23 protein-coding genes are annotated in these 26,005 nt (G+C 51.5%); 17 read left to right on the top strand and 6 right to left on the bottom strand.

Translation table 11 applies throughout. The annotated features are described in order from the left end of the window. The first annotated feature begins 154 nt into the window (after nucleotides 1–154). From pnpS to QMO62_RS11635, 6 genes are all read left to right on the top strand, one after another. On the top strand, nucleotides 155–1,951 hold the full coding sequence (gene pnpS, locus QMO62_RS11660; RefSeq protein ID WP_284641128.1) for a two-component system histidine kinase PnpS: 1,797 nt from the start codon (nucleotides 155–157) through the stop codon (nucleotides 1,949–1,951). Nucleotides 1,952–2,038: 87 nt separating this feature from the next. Then, nucleotides 2,039–2,755 (top strand): response regulator transcription factor, encoded by a 717-nt coding sequence (locus QMO62_RS11655; RefSeq protein ID WP_284641127.1) that lies wholly within the window; start codon nucleotides 2,039–2,041, stop codon nucleotides 2,753–2,755. A 252-nt stretch (nucleotides 2,756–3,007) separates the two neighbouring features. Beyond that, the gene (locus QMO62_RS11650; RefSeq protein WP_284641126.1) at nucleotides 3,008–4,093 is read left to right on the top strand and encodes a Gfo/Idh/MocA family protein; all 1,086 of its coding nucleotides are present in this window, start codon (nucleotides 3,008–3,010) and stop codon (nucleotides 4,091–4,093) included. A gap of 190 nt (nucleotides 4,094–4,283) precedes the next feature. Further along, nucleotides 4,284–7,277 (top strand): stalk domain-containing protein, encoded by a 2,994-nt coding sequence (locus tag QMO62_RS11645; RefSeq protein WP_284641125.1) that lies wholly within the window; start codon nucleotides 4,284–4,286, stop codon nucleotides 7,275–7,277. Nucleotides 7,278–7,381: 104 nt separating this feature from the next. Next, nucleotides 7,382–8,614 carry an aminopeptidase gene (locus QMO62_RS11640; protein ID WP_284641124.1) on the top strand — a complete coding sequence of 411 codons (1,233 nt, stop codon included), beginning with the start codon at nucleotides 7,382–7,384 and terminating at the stop codon, nucleotides 8,612–8,614. An 86-nt stretch (nucleotides 8,615–8,700) separates the two neighbouring features. Beyond that, nucleotides 8,701–9,573 (top strand): manganese catalase family protein, encoded by an 873-nt coding sequence (locus tag QMO62_RS11635; protein WP_284641123.1) that lies wholly within the window; start codon nucleotides 8,701–8,703, stop codon nucleotides 9,571–9,573. Nucleotides 9,574–9,628: 55 nt separating this feature from the next. Here the strand turns inward: QMO62_RS11635 and QMO62_RS11630 are convergent, their stop codons facing one another. Further along, nucleotides 9,629–9,793, bottom strand: a complete 165-nt coding sequence (locus QMO62_RS11630; RefSeq protein WP_284641122.1) for a hypothetical protein — start codon at nucleotides 9,791–9,793, stop codon at nucleotides 9,629–9,631. Nucleotides 9,794–9,979: 186 nt separating this feature from the next. Between QMO62_RS11630 and QMO62_RS11625 the strand changes: the two genes are divergently transcribed. The 3 genes from QMO62_RS11625 to QMO62_RS11615 all read left to right on the top strand — a co-directional run bounded on the left by QMO62_RS11625 (nucleotide 9,980) and on the right by QMO62_RS11615 (nucleotide 14,182). Further along, nucleotides 9,980–11,635 carry an alkaline phosphatase family protein gene (locus tag QMO62_RS11625; RefSeq protein WP_284641121.1) on the top strand — a complete coding sequence of 552 codons (1,656 nt, stop codon included), beginning with the start codon at nucleotides 9,980–9,982 and terminating at the stop codon, nucleotides 11,633–11,635. A 140-nt stretch (nucleotides 11,636–11,775) separates the two neighbouring features. Continuing rightward, complete coding sequence (locus QMO62_RS11620; RefSeq protein ID WP_284641120.1) at nucleotides 11,776–13,953, top strand: PAS domain-containing protein; 2,178 nt, start codon at nucleotides 11,776–11,778, stop codon at nucleotides 13,951–13,953. Nucleotides 13,954–14,038: 85 nt separating this feature from the next. Then, nucleotides 14,039–14,182: a hypothetical protein gene (locus QMO62_RS11615; RefSeq protein WP_284641119.1), complete on the top strand. Its 144-nt coding sequence runs from the start codon at nucleotides 14,039–14,041 to the stop codon at nucleotides 14,180–14,182. 50 nt (nucleotides 14,183–14,232) lie between these two features. Here QMO62_RS11615 and QMO62_RS11610 read toward each other — a convergent pair whose 3' ends face one another. Continuing rightward, entirely contained in the window at nucleotides 14,233–15,378 is a 1,146-nt protein-coding gene (locus tag QMO62_RS11610; protein WP_284641118.1) for a DUF2264 domain-containing protein, read from the bottom strand. A gap of 179 nt (nucleotides 15,379–15,557) precedes the next feature. Between QMO62_RS11610 and QMO62_RS11605 the strand changes: the two genes are divergently transcribed. Then, entirely contained in the window at nucleotides 15,558–16,028 is a 471-nt protein-coding gene (locus QMO62_RS11605) for a CBO0543 family protein (RefSeq protein ID WP_284641117.1), read from the top strand. Between the two features lie 40 nt (nucleotides 16,029–16,068). Here the strand turns inward: QMO62_RS11605 and QMO62_RS11600 are convergent, their stop codons facing one another. Next, nucleotides 16,069–16,830 (bottom strand): YheC/YheD family protein, encoded by a 762-nt coding sequence (locus QMO62_RS11600; RefSeq protein WP_284641116.1) that lies wholly within the window; start codon nucleotides 16,828–16,830, stop codon nucleotides 16,069–16,071. Nucleotides 16,831–17,020: 190 nt separating this feature from the next. On the opposite strand from QMO62_RS11600, the gene QMO62_RS11595 reads away from it, so the two are divergent. After that, nucleotides 17,021–17,317 (top strand): DUF6509 family protein, encoded by a 297-nt coding sequence (locus QMO62_RS11595; RefSeq protein WP_284641115.1) that lies wholly within the window; start codon nucleotides 17,021–17,023, stop codon nucleotides 17,315–17,317. 51 nt (nucleotides 17,318–17,368) lie between these two features. Here the strand turns inward: QMO62_RS11595 and yxiS are convergent, their stop codons facing one another. Continuing rightward, the gene (gene yxiS, locus QMO62_RS11590) at nucleotides 17,369–17,674 is read right to left on the bottom strand and encodes a protein YxiS (RefSeq protein ID WP_284641114.1); all 306 of its coding nucleotides are present in this window, start codon (nucleotides 17,672–17,674) and stop codon (nucleotides 17,369–17,371) included. Nucleotides 17,675–17,750: 76 nt separating this feature from the next. Here yxiS and infC point away from each other — a divergent pair, with 76 nt between their 5' ends. The 3 genes from infC to QMO62_RS11575 all read left to right on the top strand — a co-directional run bounded on the left by infC (nucleotide 17,751) and on the right by QMO62_RS11575 (nucleotide 19,678). Continuing rightward, the gene (infC, locus tag QMO62_RS11585; protein WP_284644926.1) at nucleotides 17,751–18,224 is read left to right on the top strand and encodes a translation initiation factor IF-3; all 474 of its coding nucleotides are present in this window, start codon (nucleotides 17,751–17,753) and stop codon (nucleotides 18,222–18,224) included. Nucleotides 18,225–18,494: 270 nt separating this feature from the next. After that, complete coding sequence (locus tag QMO62_RS11580) at nucleotides 18,495–18,812, top strand: transposase (protein ID WP_284641113.1); 318 nt, start codon at nucleotides 18,495–18,497, stop codon at nucleotides 18,810–18,812. Continuing rightward, the gene (locus tag QMO62_RS11575) at nucleotides 18,698–19,678 is read left to right on the top strand and encodes an IS3 family transposase (RefSeq protein ID WP_348651718.1); all 981 of its coding nucleotides are present in this window, start codon (nucleotides 18,698–18,700) and stop codon (nucleotides 19,676–19,678) included. Before QMO62_RS11580 ends, QMO62_RS11575 begins: the two co-directional genes overlap by 115 nt. Nucleotides 19,679–20,160: 482 nt before the next feature. Here QMO62_RS11575 and QMO62_RS11570 read toward each other — a convergent pair whose 3' ends face one another. Further along, nucleotides 20,161–20,841: a putative endonuclease domain-containing protein gene (locus tag QMO62_RS11570; RefSeq protein ID WP_284641112.1), complete on the bottom strand. Its 681-nt coding sequence runs from the start codon at nucleotides 20,839–20,841 to the stop codon at nucleotides 20,161–20,163. A 98-nt stretch (nucleotides 20,842–20,939) separates the two neighbouring features. Next, nucleotides 20,940–22,841 (bottom strand): methyl-accepting chemotaxis protein, encoded by a 1,902-nt coding sequence (locus QMO62_RS11565; protein ID WP_284641111.1) that lies wholly within the window; start codon nucleotides 22,839–22,841, stop codon nucleotides 20,940–20,942. A gap of 256 nt (nucleotides 22,842–23,097) precedes the next feature. Between QMO62_RS11565 and QMO62_RS11560 the strand changes: the two genes are divergently transcribed. The 3 genes from QMO62_RS11560 (at nucleotide 23,098) to pstA (ending at nucleotide 25,994) form a co-directional block, all read left to right on the top strand. Beyond that, nucleotides 23,098–24,102 (top strand): PstS family phosphate ABC transporter substrate-binding protein, encoded by a 1,005-nt coding sequence (locus tag QMO62_RS11560; protein WP_284641110.1) that lies wholly within the window; start codon nucleotides 23,098–23,100, stop codon nucleotides 24,100–24,102. Between the two features lie 114 nt (nucleotides 24,103–24,216). Beyond that, the gene (pstC, locus tag QMO62_RS11555; protein ID WP_284641109.1) at nucleotides 24,217–25,125 is read left to right on the top strand and encodes a phosphate ABC transporter permease subunit PstC; all 909 of its coding nucleotides are present in this window, start codon (nucleotides 24,217–24,219) and stop codon (nucleotides 25,123–25,125) included. Then, complete coding sequence (gene pstA / locus QMO62_RS11550) at nucleotides 25,125–25,994, top strand: phosphate ABC transporter permease PstA (protein ID WP_284641108.1); 870 nt, start codon at nucleotides 25,125–25,127, stop codon at nucleotides 25,992–25,994. Before pstC ends, pstA begins: the two co-directional genes overlap by 1 nt. Nucleotides 25,995–26,005: the final 11 nt, after the last annotated feature.

Raw genomic sequence — 26,005 nt, 5'->3', positions numbered from 1 at the left:
GTCATAGGAAGCCGGACCTCTTATCTTCGGATAGGGGGTCTTTCCTGTTTATCTTTACAAAAAAATAACTAGCGCTTCCCTTGGATTAGGGGTACGATATTGTGTAAAACGTTTCATAGGGGCGAATGGCTCCTACTATCCGGAGGAATGCAGCATGAATAAGTTTCGCGCCAGGCTGACGCTGATGTTTATTGTCCTGATCGGATGCTCAGTGCTTACGGCAGGTTTGTTTATGGCCAAGCTGATGCAGGATTCTCATATTGAGGCATTAAAGACAAATATGCTGAGAGAGCTTCACATTTTGCAGGTGACAGTGGATTGGAAGCGAAGCGGCACGGACGCCGAATTAACCCGTTATTACACGGGGCAGGCGATGCAGCTGCGAAATTCGGCGGATGCCCGCATCACCTACATCCGTGCGGATGGCAAGGTGCTCGGCGAATCGGATTACGATCCGGGGAATATGGACAACCATCTCAGCCGCCAAGAAGTGATCGATGCGGAAAAGTACGGTACCGGGATCGCCACCCGGTACTCCCAGACGGTAGGACGCAACATGCTGTATGTGGTGGTACCCGTCAAGGAAGGGGCTGTGACGCAGGGCTTTCTTCGACTCGCGATGAGTCTCGAGGACGTTGAAAATTCCATCCGGCATTTATGGTCGGTGCTGCTTGCCGGCTTGATTATCGTTTTTGTCATTGCCGGTTTGATCAGCTACCGCTTAGCCTATGGGATTACCAGACCTATCGAAATGATTACGCGGGTAGCCCAGCAAATAACGAATAGAAATTACAAGGCGAGAGTTCATTTCCCGAAAAAGGATGAGATCGGGCAGCTGGGAATGGCATTGAACCGGATGGCAGACAGCCTGCAGCTGCAGATGAACCGGATTACGGAAAATGAAGGACGCCTTAGCAGCGTATTGGAGAATATGAACAGCGGGGTCATGATGATCGACAAGGAGGAACGCATCGTTCTGCTGAACCGGTCGGCGGAGGAATTCCTCGGCTTCTCCTCGCAGGAGCTGCTCGGCAAGAAATTTGATGAAGCGAAGCAGCAGTTTGAGTTCACTCAAATGATTCAGGAATGCTTCGAAACCAGAGAGCATATCCGGGATGAAATGATTTTTTATTTCCCGAGCGAACGGATACTTGACATTCATCTCAACCCGATTCTGCAAACGGATGATGAATGGGCAGGCGTGCTTATCGTGCTGCACGATACGACGGCGATGCGCAGGCTGGAGCGGATGCGTTCGGAGTTCGTGGCGAACGTCTCCCATGAGCTGAAGACGCCGATCGCCGCGGTGAAGGGCTTCGCCGAGACGCTGCTGGCGGGGGCATTGAATGATAAGGAAACGGCCAAATCGTTCCTGCAAATCATCTTCGATGAAAGTGAGCGGTTAAACCGCCTGATCGGAGACATACTGGAGCTGTCGAAGATTGAGTCGAAGCGGATTCCGCTGCATTTTTCACCGGTGCACTTGAATTCGTTCATTGCGAACTGCGTTCATGTCATGAATGCGGAGGCGAAGAAGAAGCACATCGAGCTGGAGATGCAGGTGCCCCAGGATGCTTACATGGAGGCCGATGAGGATCGCCTTCGCCAAATCTTGATCAACTTGCTGTCCAACGGAATCAACTACACGCCGGAGGGCGGAAAAGTGAAGGTCAAGGTAGAGCTGCTCGATGGCATCGTTGCAGGCTCGGAGGGAGAAAAATTAAAGCTGACGATAGCCGATACGGGGATAGGCATTCCGAAGAAGGATTTGCCGCGCATCTTCGAGCGCTTCTATAGAGTGGATAAAGCCAGGTCAAGAAGCTCAGGAGGCACCGGCTTAGGGCTGTCCATTGTGAAGCATCTGGTCGAGCTGCACAAGGGCACAATCCGGGTGGAAAGTGAAGTAGGGATGGGCTCGAAGTTCATCATTGAGCTTCCGGTGCTGCATTAAATATGAAAAATATTCAAACATGTTAATTTATAGGCGAATTCATGCTATGATGAGTTTGTCAGTCCATGAAATTGGTTGGGGGTTCCCATGCAGCAAAAAATTTTGGTTATCGAAGATGAACCTACAATAGCTCGATTGCTGTCCTACAATTTGTCTCAGGAAGGGTATGACACCCTAGTGGTCGACCATGGCAGCGAAGGTTTGCAGGTCGCATTACAGCAGCAGTTCGATCTCATTTTTTTGGATATTATGCTCCCGGGTATGAACGGGTTCGAGATTTTGTCCAAGCTTCGCCAGAAGGGCAACAAAACGCCGGTCATTATCTTAACGGCTCGCAACGCAGAGGACGAAGTCGTTCAGGGCTTGAAGTACGGTGCCGATGACTATATTACCAAGCCGTTCGGTGTGGCGGAGCTGCTGGCGAGGGTGTCTGCAGTGCTGCGGCGAACGATGAGCGAGGAACAGCTGCAGGAGAAAAATTTGAGCGCTGAGAAGGTTATTACGGCGGGAGATTTGCACATTTATCCGGAAAAGTATGAGGTGCTGCTGAACGGGGATTCGATTCCGCTGCGTCCGAAGGAATTCGAGGTGCTGCTCTATCTGGTGCAGCGTCCGGGTGTCGTAGTGACGAGGGACGACCTGATGAACATCGTTTGGGGCTTCGATTATATCGGAGGCCAGCGTACGGTCGACGTGCATGTCAGCTCTTTGCGCAAGAAGCTGGAGATGAATCAGGAGTCGGTACAGATTGAGTCGATTCGCGGAGTCGGGTATAAGCTGGTGACTTCCACCGGGAAGAAATAAGATAAGCGAGAGGGGCAGGCCATGGGCTTGCCTCTTTTTTCAGTGTGCAGCCGCGTATAGATAAATTTCCCGGGAAATGCCGAATGCTGGCATAAAATGTCGGAACGTGTGTTGTTCGGGGGGGGCCGAGTCTTCATGTGACACAATCGGATAAAAGAATCGCCAGATCCAAAATATCTTTTCCATGGAAAGTTGTCTATACTATGAGGTAGCGTCTCAATACATAACGGTGGCTTAGGAGGTCAATTGATCATGTCTAGAACTTTCAGAATCGGTATTATCGGCTGCGGCGGAATTGCGAACGGCAAGCATATGCCTGCGTTGAAAAACCAACCGAATGCTCAAATGGTCGCTTTTTGCGATATCGAGGAGCATAAAGCGAGAGAGGCGGCGGAAAAATTCGGTACGCCTGACGCAAGAGTATATACGGACTACCGGGAGCTGCTGCAGGATGGCTCCATTGATGTCGTTCATGTTTGTACGCCGAACGATTCGCACGCGGATATTTCCATTTCGGCCCTGGAGTCCGGGAAACACGTCATGTGCGAAAAGCCGATGGCCAAAACCGCTGCTGATGCGCGTCGCATGGTGGAAGCGGCCAAGCGGACCGGTAAGAAGCTCTCGATCGGCTATCAGAACCGTTTCCGTTCCGACAGTCAGTACTTGAAGCGTCTCTGTGAGGACGGAGAGCTGGGTGAAGTTTACTATGCGAAGGCGCATGCGATTCGGCGCCGCGCCGTTCCGACTTGGGGCGTGTTTCTTGATGAGGAAAAGCAGGGCGGAGGCCCGTTGATCGATATCGGGACGCATGCCTTGGATCTGACGCTGTGGATGATGAACAACTACAAGCCTAAGGCGGTACTTGGGACGGCCTTCCATAAGCTGTCGAAGAAAGAGAACGCCGCCAATGCATGGGGTTCCTGGGATCCGGCGAAGTTTACGGTAGAGGATTCGGCCTTCGGGATGATTACGATGGAGAACGGCGCTACGATCGTACTGGAATCGAGCTGGGCAATCAATATGCTGGCGACAGGCGAGGCCAAGACGACTTTATGCGGCACAGAGGGCGGAGCCGACATGCAGGACGGTCTGCGGATCAACGGCGAGAAGCATAGCAAGCTGTTCATGAATCAAATCCAGCTGGATGCCAAGGGTGTGGATTTCTACGACAGCCGCGGCGAGAGCCCGGCGGATTTGGAGGCGCGCCTGTGGCTTGAAGCTATCGAGCAGGATAAGGATCCGGTCGTAACTCCGGAGCAGGCATGTGTCGTGTCTGAAATTCTAGAGGCAATTTATGAGTCCTCGAAGACAGGCAAAGCCGTGTACTTTAACGAATAACTGTTTTTCATTCAGAGCTCGTACCTCCCGGAATCGGCTGAGAGGTACGGGCTTTCTTTTGTTTGGCCGGCGGCCAGCAGCATTTTCCAAAAAAAACACAAGCTTGTAAAAAGGGAGCCCGTAGCGGAGTTGGATCTGGAAGAGGTAATCTAATGGGAAGCGTTTACAATTGCTATCCAAGGAGGCCTCCATGAAACGATCGAACAACCGATGGAAGAAAAAGCTGATGACCGTTGTACTTGCAGCAGCGTTGACCATGCCTTCAGCCTTAGTGCCGGCTGCTTACGCTGCAGACCCGTCTCCCGAGCTTCAAACGAAGCTGAAGGACGCCATTGTTCTCTATGTGAATAGTCCGGATGCGTTATCTCATGGGAAAAAGCAGCGGATCGATCCCGAAAACCCCGGGGTTCGGGCAATAGTGAAGGACGGTTCTACGCTGGTGCCGGTCCGATTCGTCTCCGAGCAGCTCGGTGCGGAAGTGAAGTGGGACGACAAAGAAAGCCGGGCTACGATTGTGAACGGGAAGGATACGATTCAAGTCGCCATTCACGAGAAGAGCATGCGGGTGAATGAGTCCACCAAGGAGCTTGAGGTACCGGCTCAGCTGATCGACGGTCGAACCATGGTGCCGCTCCGGGCTATCGCGGAAGCGCTCGGGCGCAAGGTATTCTGGGATCCGATGGGGCTTATCGTGATCTCCCGTGAGGATCGTTTCTTCGATGGGGAGAAGGACGCCGGGGCGCTGGAGCAAACGGCGGACCTGTTTAATTCTCCGCTGCCTCTTCTGGAGGCGGTCGCCAGTGTCGACGACGGGAATGTGCCGGAGAACACTTTGGACGGTTCGCTGGAAACCCGCTGGTCGGGGCAAGGGGACGGGGAATGGATCCGCTTTGACCTTGGAGAGAAGAGGACAATGGGCTATGCGGCGATTGCCTTCTACAGCGGGGATCAGCGGCAGTCGTTCTTTGATCTTGAGGTTTCGGACGACGGGGAGAGCTGGAGGCAGGTATTCAGCGGGAAAAGCAGCGGCAAGTCGCTGGAGCCGGAGCTGTTTGATTTCGATGATACGAGCGGCCGTTATATTCGTGTTCTGGGGCATGGAAATTCGAAAAATGCGTGGAACAGCATCTCGGAGTTTCAGGTATATGCGCCTGGAGAAGGCAATACGATCCGCCGGATCACCGCCGCACCTCCGGAGGCGAAGCCTGATGTTAAGTACATGCAGCCGGGCTTGGTCAATCCGGACGGCAAGGCCGTTTCCCTGCATGCACCCAATCCGGTAACAGGGAAGACACTGAACGTGCTTGATTACGGCGCCGACGTGAAGGATAACGATACGGACGACCTGCCCGCCATTCAGAAGGCGATTGCAGCGGCAAAGCCGGGAGACGAGGTATATTTGCCGAACGGCGTGTACAATCTGAGAAGCACCCTTCCGAACGATAAATCGGCGAACATGGAGCTGAAGAGCGGCGTCAATCTGCGGGGGGAAAGCCAGGAGCAAACCATCCTGATCTCAAGTATCGGTGCGGAGACGCCTAGCGGTAAAATGATGAAGGCTTACAGCCGGTCGAATATCGTTGTCTCCGGAATGACGCTGACCTCAACCTGGAACGGGAAGTATTCTTCCGATACGAAAGAAGCGAATCCGGATAAGGGCGGTCCGCAGTATCTTATTTATATTACCGACAGCGTAAACAAGCCTTCCAGTAACATTACGATTGACGGGGTGACCTTCGAGAAGTTCGAGCGTATGGCTGTGCGTATTGAGAAGAGCAGTCATGTCGTGGTGAAAAACAGTCTGTTCCGGAATGCAACCGACGTAGCCGGCGGCGGAGCGGGGTATGGGGTTTCCATTCAGGGACTGCCGAAGAACGACCGAACCGGTTATGCGAATGATACCTACTTTAACGTCGTGGAGAACAATACGTTCCAGGGTCCTTATATTCGTCACGGGGCGTTGATTCAGTACTATGCCCATAATAATGTAATTCGCAACAATACCTTCCTGAGCACCCAGCTGGATGCGATTGATCTGCATGGGGAAGACGAATATTTGAATGAAATTTACGGCAACACGATCCGGGATATTGTGACGGGAGCGGGCATCGGCGTAGGGAATACCGGCGGTTCGGCCCCTTCCAACCACGACGCGTCGGGTCCGGGCAACTATATTTACAACAACATAATTACCGGCTCCCGCGAGGGAATCAAGGTGCATATGGGCTCCCCGGATACGGTGATCGAGAACAATACGATTTCCGATTCGAAGGTAGCGGACGGCAAGGGGATTTATTTGCAAAACGCGCCGCGTACGCTCGTTCGAGGCAATACGATCACAGGCTTGACCGGTGAAGGCTCTTGGGGGATTGTGCTTGAGGAGGATCCGGGAGATAAAAATACGAAGGATCTGGCCGGCAAAGGAAGTCCGAAAGACATTCAGCTGATCGGCAATAAGGTGAACGGCAATGCGAACGGTGTTCAGATTGGCGCGACAAGCACAGGCATTATCCTGAAGGACAACGAGATCAAGGATAATAAAGGGGAAAATGTAGTAGATCTGCAGGGGACCTCAGCCGGAACCGGATCGCCCGGAGCAGAGCCGTCAGCCCCGACCGCGACTCCGCCAGCACCTGCTGCCGCTTCCGTCGACGGAATCATCATCGCCTCGTCGGATGCGGAGGCAGACCGCAGTGTGGAAGGCAATCTCGGCACGGAGAACCGGATGCGATTAAAGCGTTCGGGGAGCGGAACGACAGCGAGAATCGGCTACTTCAAGTTCGAAGTTAACGACGCCGCGCAGATCCGATCGGCGGAGCTTCGCTTGTCTGCCATGCTGACGCCTTCCAATGCCGATGATGCCAAGCTGGAATATGAGGTGTACGGCTTGACGGATGATACTTGGCAGGAAAATGAGCTCACCTGGAAGAACGCTCCGAACCATGGAGATAAGGGCGAAATTACGGGAGTCGGCGAATCGGCTATCCTGCTGGGTACGATCACCTTGTCCGAGAAGATCGACAAAACCTACAAGTTGGACGTGACTTCCTTCGTGCAAAGCCAGACCGACGGCGTCATCACACTGATGATTGCCGATAACAAGGGTCAGAACGGCAATATTGCCCTGTACACGAAGGAAAAGGGGGATGCGGAGCTGCAGCCCGCACTGCTCATCACGAAATAAAGTAAAACAAACCATGCTTTCTTCTAAGAGCATGGTTTTTTCTTTGCTTGGCGGAATATGCTAAAATGACCGTAATGCGATAGAATCAAAGGAGGAATTCAGCTATGGTGGATTTTCAAGAAAAGCTGGAGCGTTATGCATCTTTGGCCGTACAGGTCGGTGTGAATATTCAGCCCGGTCAAACGCTGGTTGTCACCGCGCCCTTAGCCTCTGCGCCGTTCGTTAGGCTTGTGGCTAAGAAGGCTTATGAAGCAGGCGCCAAAAACGTACATATCGAATGGCAGGACGACGAGGCGACGCGCATCAAATATGAGCTCGCGCCGGATGAAGCTTTCCTTGAATATCCCATGTGGCGGGCCAAAGGTTGGGAGGAAATGGCGGAGAATAACGCAGCCTTCCTGTCCGTTCTTGCTCCGAACCCGGATTTGCTGAAGGGGATTGACCCGCAAAGAATAGCGAATGCGAACAAGACCGCAGGTGAGGCATTGAAAACATGGCGCACCTATCCTATGACGGACAAAGTCAGCTGGTCCATTGTCGCCGTCCCTTCGGAAGCATGGGCGGCAAAGGTGCTTCCGGACCAGGATGAGGCAGGTCGCGTCGACGCTCTCTGGGAGCTGATCTTCTCGGCGACCCGTATTAACCGGGAAGATCCGGTGCAGGCATGGAAGCTTCATCTGGAGGAGCTTGATAAGAAAGCGGATCAGCTGAACAGCAAGCGTTACCGCGCCCTTCGTTATCATGGACCGGGAACCGATCTGACCATTGAGCTGCCGGAGGGACATCTCTGGGTCAGCGGGGGCAGTGTGAACGTAAAGGGAACCTCATTTGTCGCAAACATGCCGACGGAGGAGGTGTTCACGGCACCTCGAAAGGAAGGCGTGAACGGAACCGTGCGAAGCACGAAGCCGCTGAGCTACGGCGGTGTCTTGATCAAGGATTTTGCGATTACCTTCGAGAACGGTAAAATCATTCACGTTGAAGCCGCGGAAGGGCTCGATGTGCTGAAGAGACTGGTCGAAACGGACGAAGGCTCGGCCTATCTCGGCGAGGTAGCGCTTGTGCCGCATCGTTCGCCGATTTCCGATACGAACCTGATTTTCTACAATACGCTCTTTGACGAGAATGCATCCAGCCACTTGGCTATCGGGAAGGCCTATGCCTTCTGTCTGGAAGGCGGCAAGGAAATGACGGAGGAGGAGCTTGCCGCGCGGGGGATGAACTCCAGTATTGTTCACGTGGATTTCATGATCGGCTCCGGTGAGCTGAGCGTGGATGGCGTGCTGGAGGATGGCGCCACCGAGGCTTTAATCGTTAACGGGGACTGGGCGATGTAAACGCAACCGGTTATATATTTTCACCTTCGTTGGGGCAATGTAAATGTCGAACGAACAACGACAATCCCTGACGGAGGTGTTTTACATTGTTTTATTATACAGAGCAACTAATTAATGAGATTGTCCCGGATCAGCCGGATCCGGCAGCGGCCAAGGCAATGCAGGAAATCTTGGGCGGACATTTCGGGGAAATGCGCACCATGATGCAATTCTCGTTCCAAAGCGCCAATTTTCGGGGGGCGGCTACGGAATACCGTGACTTGATCAAAGGGATTTTCCTGGAGGAGATCAGCCACGTCGAGCTGGTTCAGAATACGATTAACGCTCTGCTTGACGGGTCAGGCAGTGATCCGGGGACGCAGGCCCAAGCCCAAAACACAACTCTGCAGAATGGTGCCGGGGACCCTATCGGATATCACTATATTATCGGTGCACAGAGCTCAATGCCGATTGATTCGTCCGGCAATCCATGGAATGGTTCTTGGGTATATGACCACGGCAACCTGGTGACGAATCTTCTCGATAATTTGGTGCTGGAAGCGACAGGGACACTCCAAAAGTCAAGAATCTATGAGATGAGCTCGAATCGAACGTTCCGCGAGACGCTTGCCTTCCTTATGGTGCGTGACAACGCCCACCAGAACGCTTACGCCAAGGCGCTCGAGACACTCGGCGTTCAGTGGTCGAAGGTGCTGCCGGTGCCGGAGTACGATCTGAACAAATATCCCGAGTGCCGTAAGTATATTGAACGAGGCCTTCATAACGTGCAGTTTAATTTCCGAATGGACCCGACACGTATTGCCGAGATCTTCCAAGGTGATTCTCCGGGACGACATGGCGGAGTCCTATCGGTAGAGCCGCCGCCGCAAGGCTTCCCGGTACCTGCACGCCCGGAGCGTCCGGCGGAGCACAGCCCCGGCATGCCGCCGAAGCCTAGCGCTCAGCCTGTGCTTGTATAATTAAGGTTCGAGGGTAATAGTAAAGCCCCACTGCTGCTGCAGTGGGGCTTTACTATTACCAGAAATATTTCACGAGATCTACGTTGAACAGGTGCTTATTACCAAGGCTCAGGTTGATGACAAAATATAGCAGCGGCGATGCCAGTATACCGAAGAAGATGATAACCAAAGGCAATAAGCCGGAAAATTTCTTTGTATTAGTCGTTTTCATAGTTTCCATGTGTGATAACCCCATTTCTTTGTGATGTTGTTCCGTCTTATGTCTTTATTATAAGAGCGTGAAATGGGGGTGTAAGTGATTTAAATCACATAGGGTAGACGATCACAAAATCGTAACAGAAAAGCATAATCCATGCCTGTCATTGGAAACCTAGACAGACGTTACTTGCAGAATGGGTGAAGTTCAATGAATAAATGGATTGCCGCTATGTGTATTTTCATCCTGCTGTTTGTGCTGGCGTGGTTTATTTTCTCCAAGGTGTTTTACCTCAGAAGCAGTCCCAAAACCCAAGCTTTGTCGACTCAAGAGCAGCAACAGCAATTGTCACACAGCAAATCCGCTAACCCTAAGGCGAGAAAGGTCATCCTCATTGTTGTGGATTCCCTGCTCACCAGTGCGTTAGAGGAAGGGTTGAAGCAGGGGATTTTGCCGACTTTTGCCTATCTAAAAAAGCAAGGCCGGTACCATGACAACCTGGTCAGCTCGTTCCCTACGATGTCTGTCGCCATTGACAGCACCCTGCTGACAGGAGCTTATCCCGATCAGCACCGGGTTCCGGGATTAGTGTGGTATAGCGCCGATCGGAGAAGCATGATCAATTATGGAACAGGACCGATGGAGATAGTTAAGGCAGGCTTGAGCCCGGTTCTATATAACTCCTTCATCCATTTAAACGGACAGCATTTGAACCCAAGCTTGCCTACCATTTACGAGGAGCTCGCTCAAAAAGGCTTTACCTCGGGCTCCATCAATGGTTTTGTATACCGAGGAGCGAAGGAGCATACGCTTCATATCCCTCCTTGGCTGAGCCGGTTCACTCTGCTTCCGCGTGAGATCCGGGTGAAGGGGCCCGACTTCTTGTCGTTCGGCATTTTTTCCAATCCGTTAGAGGGACGAATCGACATGACGGACGATCCATTTCACCGTGTGGGTCTGAATAACTATTTTTCACTGGAGACCGCTTCCTATCTAGTGCAGCATGATCTGCTTCCCGATTTTCTGTATGTCTATCTGCCCGATTTGGACAAGCAGCTGCATAAGAAGGGACCGTCCGATCTGAGGTTTGTACAAAAAACGGATAAGCAGCTGAATGACTTCCTCCAACAGTTTGGTTCGCTGGAAAAGGCGCAGGAAAAAGCGGTGTTCATCCTGATAGGTGACAGCGGCGTTACTCAGATTGATGACCGCAAAGAGGAAGCAATTGTTCCATTGCATGAGCTGCTTCAGCAGTATGTGCTGCTGAAGCCCGGAGAGCTGCCGGAGGCGCATACCGAGATGGTGCTTGCAGTCAACGAGACCATGGCCTATGTGTACAAGCTGAAAGAAAGCTTGTCTTATCGAGACATTGCCAAGGCAGTAACAGCGGATGATCGGATCGATTTTATTGCGTGGAAGGAGCACGATTGGATTCATGCAGCAAGCTCACGGATGGCGGATGAGCTTCGCTACAAACAAGGCGGACCCTATAAGGATCCGTATGGGCAGACTTGGACCATCGAAGGGGATACGAAGGTGCTGGATGTGAAGCTCGATGAGCAAGGGAGATCCGTTGTCTATGACGCTTATCCCGACGGACTGCGCAGATTACACGCCGCGCTTCATTCTCATGAAGGGGAATTTCTGATCGTCACAGCGAAGCCCGGGTTTGAGCTGGCCGATCGGAGTTCTCCGCATCATACCGGCGGAGGCGCCCATGGAGCTCTTAATAAAACGGAATCGCTGATTCCATTGTTTATCTACGGTACCGAGGAACAGCCGAAGCACTTGCGTTTGGTTGATCTGAAGGAATTTCTGCTGAAGCTTACGGAACAAAACCGGGATTTGGCCCGAAATAAAGAATAGAGATTGCCTAAATTGTGGGAATAACGTAAAATATTTAGTATGTTATTCTAAGCGATTTGAGGCCTACAAGCCGGATTAGAGAGCGATCACGCGGACTAATCCGGCTTTTCTGTGCGAGCTTATAAAGTGAGGGACCGTAGATGGAAGTCAACAAGGCTATCTTGCTAGGCGACGAACTATTTTATAGTGCTTTTCATTATTCGGCCATAGGCATGGCGCTCGTGGCGCTCGACGGCCGTTCCATCGCCGTCAATGATTCGCTGTGCAGAGTACTGGGATACACCCGGGAGGAACTGACCTGCGTAACCTTTCAAGAAATTACATACAGCCAGGATATCGATCAAGACACGGAGCTTTTCGAGCGGCTGGTAGCCGGGCAGCTGCCTTCCTATCACATAGAGAAACGATACATTCATAAGTCAGGACATCTTGTATGGGCATTGTTAAGTACTTCTATTGTTAGAAGCAAGGATGGAGAGCCTTTATACACCATTTCTCAAATTCAAGACATTACAGACCGTAAAGTAATGGAGCAAGAGCTGAGATCGGTTCAACATCAGTATGAGCTTCTGGCGGAAAATGCCGTGGACATCATTACCTTTAGCACCCCGGACGGAACCTTTCAATTTATTTCCCCCGCGAGCCGGACTTTGCTAGGTTACATGCCGGAGGAGATGCTGGGTAAGCAGGCGATATGCTTCTTTCATCCCGACGATAAAGAGACCATCTCACTGCAGAATCTCGCGGATGCGGATACCTTCGAATGCCGGGTCATGCATAAGGAGGGGCATTATGTTTGGATCGAGACCACCATTCGTATTATTCGCGATGAACATGGGGAAACGTCCAAGCTTATTGGGATCGGACGTGACATAACCAGACGCAAGGAAATGGAAAATCAACTGCGCAGAAGTCAAGAACGCCTGAGGGAGGCTCAGCGGATATCGAAGATCGGCAGCTGGGAGTGGGACGTCTCGCGGGATCACATCAAATGGTCCGAGGAATCCTTCCGGATTTTCGGCAAGGGTCCGGGTGAATTCCTCGGCAAGCTGGAGGAGTACTATCAATTCATTCATCCGGGAGATCGGGGAATGGTGGAAGCCGCCGTAACGAGAGCGCTCAACGGCGAGGATTATAATTATGTGTGCAGACTGCCGGCTAAGGACGACCAATGGAAATATATCCATGTGCGCGGGGTTCAACAGCGGAATGCTGAAGGTGTGATCGTCGGGATCAACGGAACGGTGCAGGATATTACCGATCGGATCCTACAGGAGCAGAAGCTGGAAGAAACCATAGAACGGTACACCTCATTAAAAAAGTACAATCCGGACGCCGTCGTTTCTTTGACCCACCTGGGAGAAATCATTTCCGGCAACGCGGCCGCGGAGACTTTATCCGGCTATAAGGCGGAAGAGCTGAAAGGGATGCATTTTACCGATTTCATAACGGACCCTTACCTTAAACTCGCGCAGGAGCGATTCAAGCAGTTTCTTAGCGGCAACCTGATCGAGGAGACCCATATTGTGCTTCGCAATAAACATGGGCAGCTGCTGGATGTTGTGGCAACACCCGCTCCGATTGTCATTAAAGGCAACATCGTAGGCTGTTATTTGATTATTAAGGACATTACGGAGCAGAGGAAAAAGGACGAGCTGCTCATTCGTTCGGAGAAGCAATCGATTGCAGGGCAGCTGGCTGCGGCCATCGCACACGAGATTAGGAATCCGCTTACCGCCATTAAAGGTTTTTTTCAGCTTATGCGTTCGGGAAGCATCAAGGACGCTTATTTCAATATACTGGATGAAGAGTTTATTCGGATCGAAATGATTCTTGGCGAGCTGATGGTGCTGGCCAAGCCGCAGGATATGAAAATGGAATCGAAGGATTTGGTTCATACGCTGCAAAGTGTGACGCTGCTGCTTGAAAGTCAGGCGAACATGAATAATGTCACCATACGGCATTGCTTCGAGGCGGAAGAGATCCTAATTTGGTGTGATGAGAATCAGATTAAGCAGGTTTTCATTAATATGCTGAAAAATGCCATTGAAGTCATGCCCAAGGGGGGAGCGGTCGAGATTCTCGTAAAGCCGGAGGACGGGTTCGTGACCGTCTCCATAACGGATCATGGTTGTGGGATCCCCAGGGAGCTGCTGGATCGAATCGGCCAGCCCTTCTATTCTACCAAGGAGAAGGGAACCGGTCTCGGCTTAATGGTCAGCTACCGTATTATTGAGAATCATGGGGGAAGCGTAACGATCCGCAGTGTCGTAGATGAGGGGACAACCTTTGAGGTAAAGCTGCCGAGATTGAATTAAAATGCGGTTCCTTTGTTCGTTATGAATGACAAGAGAAGGAATGGGAGAACCTACCTAAGGTGCCAACAGCGAAGGAGGTGTACCCATGGCGAAAAATCAAGAGGAACGAAGCGTAGAAATTCCGGAAGAGAACGAATATCCGGATCGATCGGTAAGCTCGATTATGGGGCGAATGGAGACACCGGCTGATCGAATCGCAGACAAAGAGGAATATGTAGACGAGCCCTAATCGGATCATAAGCAAGCACCTCGCGACAACCAATCGCGAGGTGCTTTTTTCTACTTGAGGGCCGTATCGATAGGGAAGTATTGTCCGGACCAAGCCTTCCGTGAGGTCCACTCGGCGGTCCCTTGCCAAAAGGTGTGCTCGGGAGGCAGTCCCAACGGAAGAAACACCGATGCGCATAAATAGAGACTGCCGGTCGAAATATAGGTCTCCCCGACGTCCGGCTGATCACCGCAAAACCCAATCCGCAGCCAGCCGCTCTCATCGAAGGTTCCCGGGGCTGCCATCATGCGTCGTATCACGGCTGTCAAGGCGCATCGCACCTGAGCGGGAGAAATTTCCGCCGGCAGCCGATCCTGAAGGGCAACCTGTGACAGGAGCTGGAAGGCCCCGAAGCGGTAAGCGAGCGATCGACCGATCGGCGGGAAAGTACCTTCCGGCGAAATGCAGCGCTCCTGCTGGGCGGCATAGCGGGAGGCTCTGCGAAGAGTCGTTTCGGTAAGAGTGCCCCAGTCCGGATATTCCGAGCCTATGGTAAGGAGGATATCCACAAGCATCGGCTGGATCACGAAGCTGTTGTAGTAATCGTGATGGTATTCGACGCCGTCGCCATAGGTGCCGTCTCCCAAATACCATTCATGATGTTTTTTGATGGCAAAGTCAACGCGCATCGGGTCCCAATCTTCCTCCCCCAGCAGCTTCAGGGCGGTCTCCGTCATGGCGGCGAACAGCAGCCAATTGCTGTACACCGGCTTTCTCGTACGGGTCGCCTTTAGGCAGCCGATCAGGTTGCTCTTGACCCGCTCGTCCAGCTTGCCCAGCAGCTCCTTCGGCGCCCGCAGCAAGGCGTGAGACAAGAAGGCCGCATCAACGATCGGCTGTCCTCCCTTGGAGAAATTCATCCGATCCGGCGAAGCCGGATCGGTCCCGGCATCGATGGCTTCCCGAGCGAGCTCAGCTATGCGATTTCGCTGCGCCTCTTCCTCAGCGGATAGTCCTGTTGCCTCCAGCCAAGGGGCAAGCCCGCAAAGCAGTCGGCCCAGCGCCTCAAGATAAGTATAGTCTCTCCGATCGTCGAGCTTCCCTTGAACCGGCATCGTTTCCTTCAATTTTCGCTCTTTTAGCGCAACCAGCACCGGCTCGCCGATTTGAAGCATCCAATCGATCCATTGCTTTCTGTCTAGAGCACCTTGATCCATTCATCCTTCAGCCCTTTCTTGATATCTCCTTGAAACGTTTCAATCTTACTTTATATTATAGCGCTGATGAGCCGAGTTGAGGAAAATATTTTTTATTTACATTCCTTATTATTCCTATGTTTCTATGAAACCCCAAGAGGGTAATAAAGTAGGATCGTAAACTAGGGTAGGGTGAGATCATGAGCGTTGAAACAGGGATTGAAGCGGTGTCTTGTGTTATCGCAGCATGGCTATTATGGTTGTTTATACCCAGAAATCGTATGCGAGAGGTTCATGTAAGCTTTTTATTTGCCCAGGCTCCTGCATGGTTTTTAGGTGTTCTTGTGGTCGAGCTGGGACTGCTTGAATACCCTGTCCGTTTTTTTTCTGATGCGGTTCGTACCAGCTTTACTTTTGAGTTTTTTATTTTGCCTGCGATGAGTGTGCTTTACAATCTTCATTTTCCGGCCCGGTCGGTTTGGTGGAAAAAACTTGCGTTTGCCCTCTTTTTCCCGACCTGGATCACTTTGCTTGAAATTCCGATAGAAAAATATACCCAGCTTCTTACCTACATACATTGGCATTGGTCAGCCACTTGGGGCAGCTTGCTGTTCGTATTTCACTTATGCTACCTGTATTATTGTTGGTTCTTCAACAAGAAAGCCACATAAAAACAGGCCCGATCCTTCCACGGAATCGGGCATTCTTGCGTTATCGCTTCCTTGTTCGCCGAAGTCGACGGACGACGCTTTGAATTCGGGGATAAAGGCCAGCGTCCTCATGATCCTTAAATAAATTGTACTGCGGTCTAGTGTTGGCTTCAATCAGCCACAGCCTCTGGTATCGGTCGATTCCGATATCGAGCCCAAGCTCGGTGATCAAGGGGAAGGAGGCTTCGAGTGCGGCGGCAATCCGATACCCCATCTCTCTTAGCTCGGCTTCCAGCTCTTGCTGCCTCAGCTCCTCCAGCTTCAGACTGCTTTTCAGCGCTTGGCTTAAGCCGATCGAGCTGCCTCCCCGGCAGTGATTCGTTACGATCTGTCCGGAGGGGGCCCATTTGCCCATAACTCCCATGTATCTCCACTTCTTCCCCGGCTTCAGCAGCACCACGCGAAAATCAAGCTGCCTTCCTTGCAAATCCATAAGATCGATGCCCTGCTGCAGGATGTAGCTTTTCTTTCCTATTTTGCTGATCATATGAGAATAGATTTGATCTATGGCCACTTCATAACGGTCCGTATGCGTATAAACCTTAACCTTACCGTTTCCCATCGTCAGCTTCATGATGCCTCGGCCGCCGCCTCCAAAGCACGGCTTCAGGAAAACGACGGGGTATTTCTTCAGAAATTGAAGCAGCTTCCTTGGTGTCAGCTTTGCCGTATCCGGCAAATACGTGCGAAGAGAATCGACCTTCCATAGTGCAGCATGCTTCCTCCACTTGCTCCAGGGGTACATTCTACCGTACAAGCTCAACGCGGATCCCCTCCTGTGAAAAAGTAGACTCGGATAGGATTAGCATATGAAAGGGGAATAGGCTAGGCGCTTGACCGGTGACGTTACAATTTGGAGAGTTCGGTCGATGGATGTATCTTATGGTGTAGGCCAGCAGCTTGACTCTGCGGTTTCAAAGGGATAAAATCCGAAGGAAAGGACAGGTGACGGCATGTTCACAATTACAGAATACAGTGTGGAGCTCGTGAAGGATCCCTTCGGCATCCTGACCGGCAAGCGTTATGAATTCACTCTTGATCTTCAGGTAGATGAAGAGGATGAACTGTACTCGGAGCAGGGAATCTTTTTAAGGGTTGTATATCGCGTGGAGGAAGAGAGCGCGGGGATCGTCAAATACGAGTTCCTTGAGCGAAACACCAACAAGTACCTTGATTTCGAGCTGGAAGATGAGGAGGCTGAGGCCGTTCGGTCTTTCTGCCAGGCTCATTACAGCGAAGCGGAGGAATAAGCCGGAGCCTTAGGGCGGACGGCTTATTCCGGCTCGCGCCGGGATGTAAGGCTATCGCTTCTTGGGGCGCCTTGCGATTTGGTTCGTAACGACGAAGGCAAGCTCGTCATTGCCGAATAAGGATAAAACGCCGAGCAGAGTGTCGTCCGGTATATCGCCGGCTTCCTCTTTGGGAACCGTCAGCTCTATCGCTTGCTGCAGGGCAGGATTATCCGCTTGCTGAGGATAAGCGAGTCGGTACAGTTCATTCGGGTCCAGGTCGTGATTCACACACCACTGGGCAAAGACGAGAATCATCATGCTCTCGTCTCTTTGGTAATTTCGGATGATTTCTTCTTCTAGCTCCTTGCGGCTCATCGGTCGGCAGCTCCTTCTTTCAATGGCTGGAGATGGTCATAGGGTTCATTATATCGGAATGACAGAGGTGTGTACAATGATCATGAATGAGAAAATTAAGGCAGCCGAGGTGCTTCTGACAGGTGTGAACGGGGAAGACATGGGTGTAGTGGCGACAAGTGAAGCGCTGGCGATGGCAAGGAAGCTCAAGGTCGACTTGGTCTGCACATCGCTCATGAGCAGCCCTCCGCCTTGCCAACTGATCGGGGCAGGCGCAGCCAAGCAGGAGGCGCAGCAGGCCCGCAAACGGGAGAAGGCGCCGAAGGTGAAGGAAATCCGCCTCACGACGCAAATTGAGGAGCACGATTATGACACCAAGCGGCAGCAAGCCGAACGGATCCTTAGCTCCGGGGATGCGGTGCTTTTGGTCGTCAAGCTGCAGGGCAAGGAAGGCGTGCGGGCGAAGGAGCTGTTGGAATCGCTGCTCAAGGATTTGAGCGGTGTAGGCCGAAAGCAGACGGGCATTCAGCTAAGCGGCAAGCAGGCCGCGGTGCAGGTGGACCCGGTATAGCGGCATTGAGCTGCGGTCGGCCACCGGCGCGATTGCGACCGCAACCGCATCGCATCGCGGCCGCGTAAAGTGAAAAAATCACCTTACAAGCTTCATGCCCGGCGCATGGAGGAGATGTAAGGTGATTTTTTGTTTTTACAGACGGAGTTCATCCCGCGAATCGCTAACATGCAGGCCTGTAAGATGATTTTTGCAGCTAGAATAAAAAGTGGACACATCGTTAAGTGAAGTTAGATAATTAACTTAGCAAAGAACAATGAGGTGTCCACCATGGGAGATCAACGGCAGCGTTACAATGAAGAATTTAAAAAGCAGACAGTCAAATACGTACAAGAACAGACCAAGACGGTGCCGGAAATCGCGGCGGAGCTGAACATTCCGGCAGGAACAATCCACAACTGGATGTCTCAGTACCGTTCATTTGAAAATGAGCCGCTAGCCAACCCGGAAAAGCTTCGTCAAATGAAAGAAGAATTGGCAGCAAAAGAACGCGAAGCCAAGAAAAAAGATCAGGAGATAGCCGATCTCCAGGAGGAGCTGGCCATTTTAAAAAAGGCTCTGCACATCTTCAGCAAAGAAAAGAACTAAGGTTCCAGTTCATTGAAGATCACCGCTCCGAATTTCGAATGGAGAAGATGTGCAAAGTGCTGCAGGTATCCAGGAGCGGGTTTTACAAGTGGCAAACGGCTACAGCAAGTGAGCGAGAGAAACGGAAGACGAAGGTGATGGAGCGGATTTCCTACCATTTTCACGACTCTCATGGAAGATATGGCAGCCCCAAGATCACCCGTTTACTATGGGCTGAACAGTTTAAGATTTCAGAGCGCACAGTCAGTCTCTACATGAAGGAGCTAGGGCTGCGTTCGTGCGTTTCTCGAAAATTTAAGGTACAGACAACCGACTCTAACCATGATCTGCCTATCGCTCCAAACATCCTGAATCAGGAATTTGATGTGAAGAAGCCAGAGAAGGTCTGGGTAGCAGACATTACCTACATCCCTTGCCGAGAGGGCCGATTGTACCTTGCCAGCATCTTAGACTTATGCACGCGTGAGATCGTCGGCTGGCGCCTTTACGATCGAATGACCACAGACTTAGTTGTAGACACGTTACAAGCCGCCTATGAGGCCAAGAAACCTCGGAAAGGGCTCATCCATCATTCAGACCGCGGTTCACAGTATGCCTCAGATGAATACCGTAAGAAGTTGAAGGCTTACTCAATGAAAGCCAGCATGAGCCGAAAAGGGAACTGCTATGACAACGCTTGTATCGAGTCATTTCACAGCATATTAAAGAAGGAGCTTATTTACCGCACCAAGTTTAAAACGAAGCAGCAGGCTTATGAAGCCATTTTTCAATATATTGAGTTCTTCTACAACCGTAAGCGAATCCACAGTGCAATCGGTTATGTATCGCCGGTTAAATTTGCTGCGCGTTTTAAGAAGGCTGCTTAAGGGTTCACTTAACGGAGTGTCTACTTTCTTGACAGAGGTCCATTTATAACGCTACCGGTGGTGCTTTGGCGAAACTCCGCGGTGTAAAACGATTTTTTCACGCTAAACGACCACAGCCATTCGGAAACCCTCGCCGGGTTTACCGTATAGGAGCGAATCCGCTAGCGATAGCAGGCGGTGAGCAGTTCCTGAGCTTCGTTCGGGGATGCGGTGCTCATGATCGTGAAGCTGCCTGCGTCGGCCACCGGCGCGATTGCGACCGCAACCGTAACGCACCGCGGCCGCGGCCGCGTAAAGTGAAAAAAACACCTTACAAGTCCATGCCCGGCGCATAGAGGAGATGTAAGGTGATTTTTTGTTTTTACAGACGGAGTTCATCCCGCGAATCGCTAACATGGAGGTCTGTAAGATGATTTTATAACGCTACCGGTGGTGATTTGGCGAAACTCCGCGGTGTAAAACGATTTTTTCACGCTAAACGACTACAGCCATTCGGAAACCCTCGCCGGGTTTACCATATAGGAGCGAATCCGCTTAGTGCCGCTTCCCTTAACAAGCAAATAGCCCTTCTCGTGCAGCGCATGCAGCAGCTTGCGGGCTGTCTGACCTTGCACGTCGAGCCAGCGGCCCGTATCCCCGGGGGTGAATCCGGCTGTTTGCCGAAGTGCTTGCCGCAAAATCTCCTTCTCCACGTAGCTCAGTTCCCCACTGACAGTCTTCGAGCCAAGCACACGCCCCATAAACTGCTGCAGCAGCTGTTCGCACCGTCTCGGGCGATCCTTCACATCATCGTAAGTGAAACGCAGAACCCTCCAGCCATCGATAATCAGGTGATTCTGCCGAACCCATTGGTCGGAGAACTGGCTCCGGCTCATCCGCTGCACGTGGGATTCATACCCGTCTATTTCTATCGCTAATCGAAGAGAGCCTTCTATTAAGGCAAAGTCAAGGTACCTGACACCATCCCGAAAGTCGTACACCTCGTATTCGGGATGTAACCCCTCGAAGCTGCCGAAGGCCGGCCACCACACCTTCTCCAGAAAAAGCTTCTCAGCATGTGCGTGCCCCTCCAGCAGCCTCCGCAGCCGTTCGCCGGATCTGCGCTTCTGATGCCCCAAGAGCCACTCTCCGTGTTTCTGCTCAAAGTAACCAATCAAACTCATCCCTCCATTGGCAAAAAAATAACCGAGGACGAGAGCAGCCTATTGCTGGTTCTCATCCTCGGTGTGTGCTTCACAACCAGAGTTTATCATCCATCCCATTATATCATAACGAGCTTTTTCTCTTCATCCTTTTCTTTTTCCTTCTCATTCATTTTGGGTGCCATAGAGGGTGCTTCAGTAGGTGTTTCAAAAGGAACCCCAACTCCAATTGCAGCAGGCTTCGGTAAAACCGACCCTCGCTCCATCGCGCTATCCATCTCGACTTCCTCATTGATCTGGAAACGGCTGATCTCTTCAAACAGCTCCTGCGAGAGGACCAAAATATCGTCGGCCTGCTCGGCCACCCGTCGAATTGCCATGTCCTGCTGCACGGACACGGCATTGACCTCCTCGATTCCGGCAGCCGACTGCTGTGCAATCGCGCTCACGAACTGCACCGAATCAATCAGCTGGCTGTTTTTCTGCATGACCTGTTCGATGCGTCCGTGGATTTGCTGAACTTGCTCCGACAGCTCGTCCATGGATACGCGAATTTCAGCGAATGCTTCTACACTGTCATCCATCTTGTCCCGCTGCTGGTCGAAGGACTGTCGTGTGATTCCGATCTGCTGGTGAAGCTCCTGTGTCTGGGAAACCAAGGAGGAAATGATCCGGCTTACCGTTTGCGACGATTCGTTCGTTTGGGTCGAGAGGAGGCGAACCTCTTCCGCGATGACAGAGAAGCCTCTGCCGTGCTCGCCGGCGCGCGCCGCTTCAATGGCTGCATTCAGTGACAATACATTCGTTTGAGTGGAAATTTCCGTGATGGTGCTTACGATTTTAGCAATTTGATTCGAGCTGCTCGTCAAGGTCTCCATCGCCATGTAAACCTTCTTCAGCATCTCCTCCGATTCCGCTACCGCTGCCTTTAACGCATCCATCGAAGCCGAACCGGTATGCGTGTTAAACGATACTTCACGGCTTTTGCGCTGCATGGCTGTCGCAGAGTCGGCAATATTCAGTATTTCCTTCTCCAAATCGGCAATGATCAGAGTGCTCTGCTCCGATTGAACCGCCTGCTGCTCCGAGCCGACGGAAATTTCCTGGATCGCGCGTACTACATCCTGATTGGCCGCGGCGGTAGCTCCGGACAGCTCATGGAAGGATCGGGAATGCTCCGATAGAGAGCCGGCAATATCCTTCGTATGGCGCAGCATGCGGTTGACTTGATCCACCATGTGATCGAAGCTTTGGCTGAGCATTCCAAGCTCGTCCTTCGATTTACTATGAATCTTGTGCCGCAAATCTCCTTCCGCTATGCGTTGAACGGCAGCCTGCAATCGGCGAAGAGGCCGGGTGAAGGAACGAATGACGATCAAGGCTACGGCAACGGTAACGACGACGACGGTGATCAGTGCAAAGAGAGAGACCGCCGCGGAACGGCTGAGCAGCACCTTCGAGCTCGCTACCGCCGCGTCCGCGTCCTGCGAGTACACCTCATTAAACTGATCGGTCAGCTCGAAAATGTATTCTTTATGTACTTGGGACTGCTCATGGAGCGACTCCAGCTGCTTGCTCATTTCCTGGGGCGGGAGGGATTTGTTCTTGACCACGGCAAGCGCTGCGTCAAAGGTAGCGGTGAATTCCTTCGAAGTATTCGTCAGCTTGGCACTCCATTTTCGCTCATCCGAGGTTCCGGCCGTTCCCGCAATCTTCTCAACAAGTTCGTAGAAGTGAGCTCTTTCTTTATTATAAGGCTCGGCGATGTCTTCCTTCTTCGAAACCATCATGCTGGACTTTAGCGCATCCAATGTGTTCGCCGACTGCTTCAGTGCGGATGCGAGAAACTGCTTATCCACCTGCGCGTTCTGAAACAGAATTTGTTCCTTCATCAGATCGGCTTGAATCCATTGATAGGCTGACATCCCGGAAACGATCAATAGAATGAACGCAAATCCGATAAGCAGCTTCCCTCTCATAGTTAATACGGATAAAGAGAATTTCCCGCGACCCTTTGCCATGACTACCCTCTCCTTTTACCTATATCTATTTGCCTATATCTTACACAATGAAATAGCGAAAAAGGTCAGCGTTATGTTAAGCCAGTGTAAATTGTTGTCGAAACTTCCTCGCGTCAAGGAGAATCTTGTAGAACGGATTCGAAGACTTGTAGTTTTAACATTCCGTTTACAAAACTTCGAAATTGCGAAAACAAATGAGCCGTAACATAGCAATTGTGAGTTCGAAAAAAACAAATTAGATCAAGGAGTGGTCAAGTTGTTAAAGGTTTTGGCACGTAAAGGAACGATCGTACTTTCTTCTGTTATTCTTGCAATGTCTCTTGCGGCATGCGGAAAAACAGCAACGAACGACAACACACAAGGTTCCGCACCGGCACCGCAAGGCGGAAACAACACAGCTGCTCCGGCCCCTGCAGGTCTGAAGGGTGAAATCAAAATCGACGGTTCTTCGACGGTATTCCCGATTTCCCAGGCTATGGCGGAAGAATTCATGAAGAAAAATAAAGATGTCAAAATCACCGTAGGCGAATCCGGCTCCTCGAACGGAGCGAAGAAGCTGATCGGCGGCGAAATTGACATTGCCGATATGTCCCGTAAGTTTAAGCAAGAAGAAAAGGACGAACTGAAAACGAAGCAAAACACCGAAGTCATCGAAATGCCGGTGGCGCTTGACGGAATTACGGTAGTAGTGAACAAGAAGAATACCTTCGCCAAAGAAATGACGGTTGAAGAGCTGAAGAAGGTATGGCAGAAGGACAGCACAATCAAGAAGTGGAACGAAATTCGTCCGGAGTGGCCGGATAAGGAAATCAAACTGTACGGCCCGGGTACGGCTTCCGGTACGTTCGAATTTTTCACGGAAGCAATCAACGGGAAGGCAAAGGAATCCCGCAGCGATTACACACCGTCCGAGGACGACAATGTACTTGTTAAGGGCGTAGCCGGCGATGAGTTCGCGATGGGTTACTTCGGATATGCATACTACAAAGAGAATGAAGCGAAGCTGAACGCCGTTGCGATCAAGAAGGATGCGAATTCTCCTGCTATTGCTCCGTCTTTGGAGACTATTGAAAAAATGACGTATGCTCCGCTGTCCAGATATATCTATGTATACCCTACGAAAAAAGCGCTGGAGCAGCCGCATATTAAAGAGTTCTTGAAATACTACAACAGTGCCGAAGGTACCAAGCTGGTAGAAGCCGTGAAATACATTAAGCTTCCGCAAGAAACCATGAACAAGAATCTGGAAGCTTTGAAGTAAGCTTACATTTGAAAAGCGCAAGCAGATAGAAAGCGAGAGCCGTGGCGTCCCGTAGGTAAGCTAGGGGGTGTCACGGTTTTCACAGTATAACATGCTGTGGGGGAATTAATGGGAATGGGACAAACAACAGATCTAAAAAAGAAAAAGAGCATGATTTCGTCCGATGTGCTGATACCTAAGATTTTGGCATTCTTCGCCATTATTTCGATCTTTACGACGATTGGCATTGTGGCCATCCTGATTTTTGAATCGATCGGCTTTTTCCGTGAGGTGCCGCTGTTTGATTTCATCACGGGGACCGAGTGGACTCCGCTGTTCAGCGATCCGAAGTTCGGTGTTCTTCCTCTGATTACAGGTACGCTCCTGATTACCGTAATTGCCAGTATTGTAGCGATTCCAGTCGGTTTGGGCAGCGCGATCTATTTAAGTGAGTATGCCCCGGCCCGTGTTCGAAATATTTTGAAGCCGGTGCTGGAAATATTGGCAGGGATTCCGACGATTGTGTATGGCTTTTTCGCATTAACGTTCGTCACCCCGATTTTGCAGTTCCTGATCCCGCAGACGGAAATTTTTAACGCCTTAAGTGCGGGAATTGTGGTGGGCATTATGATCATTCCTATCATCTCCTCGATGAGTGAGGATGCCATGGTGGCCGTTCCGATTTCCCTTCGCAACGGAGCTTACGCCCTTGGCGCGACCCGATTCGAGGTGGCGGTCAAAATCGTCGTTCCCGCAGCGCTCTCCGGTATTGTGGCTTCTTTCGTGCTGGGCTTGTCCCGTGCGATCGGAGAAACCATGATTGTGACATTGGCGGCAGGGAATCTGGCGCATCTGTCCTTTAACCCGCTCGAGAGCATTCAGACGTTGACGGCATATATCGTAGCTGTCAGCTCGGGGGATACCCAGCACGGCTCGGTGGAGTATTTAACGATTTATGCGGTAGGGATTACGCTGTTTGTCATGACACTGGCTATGAATATACTGGCCGGCTACATCTCTAAAAAGTTCAGGGAGGAATACTGATGGCATCGAGAGAAGAATTGCTGCATATCGGCAAAAGAAAACGTAAAAACAAGCTATACCATCAGCTGTTTTACCTTTCCACCTGCTTCGGAGTCGTAGCGCTGGCGTTATTGCTGATACAGGTGCTTGTGCAAGGCGCAGGCTGGTTGAACTGGGACTTTCTTACGAACTTTTCCTCCCGCATTCCAGCGAATGCCGGGATTAAGGCTGCCATTGTCGGCACCTTCTGGCTCATGCTGATCACGGCTCCTCTTACCTTCATCATTGGAGTGGCTACGGCGATCTATCTGGAAGAGTATGCGAAGGACACGGCATTCAGCCGTTTCATCCAAACGAATATTGCGAACTTGGCCGGCGTTCCCTCGATCGTATACGGCTTGCTTGGACTGACCGTATTTGTGCGCGTTATGCATTTGGAGCGCAGCCTTCTGTCCGGCGCATTAACGATGACCTTGCTCGTACTGCCGATCATTATCGTTTCGTCGCAGGAAGCCTTGAAGACCGTACCTCAATCGCTGCGCAATGCGTCCTTCGCATTGGGAGCGAATCGCTGGCAAACGATAGTCCGCGTGGTATTGCCCTCGGCTTTGCCGGGAATTTTGACGGGAACGATTCTGTCCTTATCCCGTGCCATCGGAGAGACGGCGCCGCTGATCGTCATCGGAGCGGTTTCTTATATCGCCTTCCTGCCGAGGTCTCCATTCGACACCTTTACCGTCATGCCGATCCAGATCTTCAGCTGGGCGAGCCAGCCGCAGGCGGAGTTTCAGAATGTGGCCGCGGCGGGAATTATTGTGCTGCTGATCATGCTGCTGAGCATGAACGCTTTTGCTATCTTTTTGCGGAACAAATACCAGAGGAAGCTGTAGGAGGACCCGGA

Origin of the sequence: Paenibacillus silviterrae, assembly GCF_030167925.1 — a bacterium.
In the GTDB taxonomy this organism is placed as follows: domain Bacteria; phylum Bacillota; class Bacilli; order Paenibacillales; family NBRC-103111; genus Paenibacillus_G; species Paenibacillus_G silviterrae.
This window is presented reverse-complemented; position numbering and strand designations above follow the sequence as displayed.

Bases quoted from the DNA above. Each gene is read 5' to 3' on its own strand.
- pnpS (WP_284641128.1), top strand. From the start codon at position 155: ATGAATAAGTTTCGCGCCAGGCTGACGCTGATGTTTATTGTCCTGATC.
- QMO62_RS11655 (WP_284641127.1), top strand. From the start codon at position 2,039: ATGCAGCAAAAAATTTTGGTTATCGAAGATGAACCTACAATAGCTCGA.
- QMO62_RS11650 (WP_284641126.1), top strand. From the start codon at position 3,008: ATGTCTAGAACTTTCAGAATCGGTATTATCGGCTGCGGCGGAATTGCG.
- QMO62_RS11645 (WP_284641125.1), top strand. From the start codon at position 4,284: ATGAAACGATCGAACAACCGATGGAAGAAAAAGCTGATGACCGTTGTA.
- QMO62_RS11640 (WP_284641124.1), top strand. From the start codon at position 7,382: ATGGTGGATTTTCAAGAAAAGCTGGAGCGTTATGCATCTTTGGCCGTA.
- QMO62_RS11630 (WP_284641122.1), bottom strand. From the start codon at position 9,793: ATGGAAACTATGAAAACGACTAATACAAAGAAATTTTCCGGCTTATTG.
- QMO62_RS11625 (WP_284641121.1), top strand. From the start codon at position 9,980: ATGAATAAATGGATTGCCGCTATGTGTATTTTCATCCTGCTGTTTGTG.
- QMO62_RS11620 (WP_284641120.1), top strand. From the start codon at position 11,776: ATGGAAGTCAACAAGGCTATCTTGCTAGGCGACGAACTATTTTATAGT.
- QMO62_RS11615 (WP_284641119.1), top strand. From the start codon at position 14,039: ATGGCGAAAAATCAAGAGGAACGAAGCGTAGAAATTCCGGAAGAGAAC.
- QMO62_RS11610 (WP_284641118.1), bottom strand. From the start codon at position 15,378: ATGGATCAAGGTGCTCTAGACAGAAAGCAATGGATCGATTGGATGCTT.
- QMO62_RS11605 (WP_284641117.1), top strand. From the start codon at position 15,558: ATGAGCGTTGAAACAGGGATTGAAGCGGTGTCTTGTGTTATCGCAGCA.
- QMO62_RS11595 (WP_284641115.1), top strand. From the start codon at position 17,021: ATGTTCACAATTACAGAATACAGTGTGGAGCTCGTGAAGGATCCCTTC.
- yxiS (WP_284641114.1), bottom strand. From the start codon at position 17,674: ATGAGCCGCAAGGAGCTAGAAGAAGAAATCATCCGAAATTACCAAAGA.
- infC (WP_284644926.1), top strand. From the start codon at position 17,751: ATGATCATGAATGAGAAAATTAAGGCAGCCGAGGTGCTTCTGACAGGT.
- QMO62_RS11580 (WP_284641113.1), top strand. From the start codon at position 18,495: ATGGGAGATCAACGGCAGCGTTACAATGAAGAATTTAAAAAGCAGACA.
- QMO62_RS11570 (WP_284641112.1), bottom strand. From the start codon at position 20,841: ATGAGTTTGATTGGTTACTTTGAGCAGAAACACGGAGAGTGGCTCTTG.
- QMO62_RS11565 (WP_284641111.1), bottom strand. From the start codon at position 22,841: ATGGCAAAGGGTCGCGGGAAATTCTCTTTATCCGTATTAACTATGAGA.
- pstC (WP_284641109.1), top strand. From the start codon at position 24,217: ATGGGACAAACAACAGATCTAAAAAAGAAAAAGAGCATGATTTCGTCC.
- pstA (WP_284641108.1), top strand. From the start codon at position 25,125: ATGGCATCGAGAGAAGAATTGCTGCATATCGGCAAAAGAAAACGTAAA.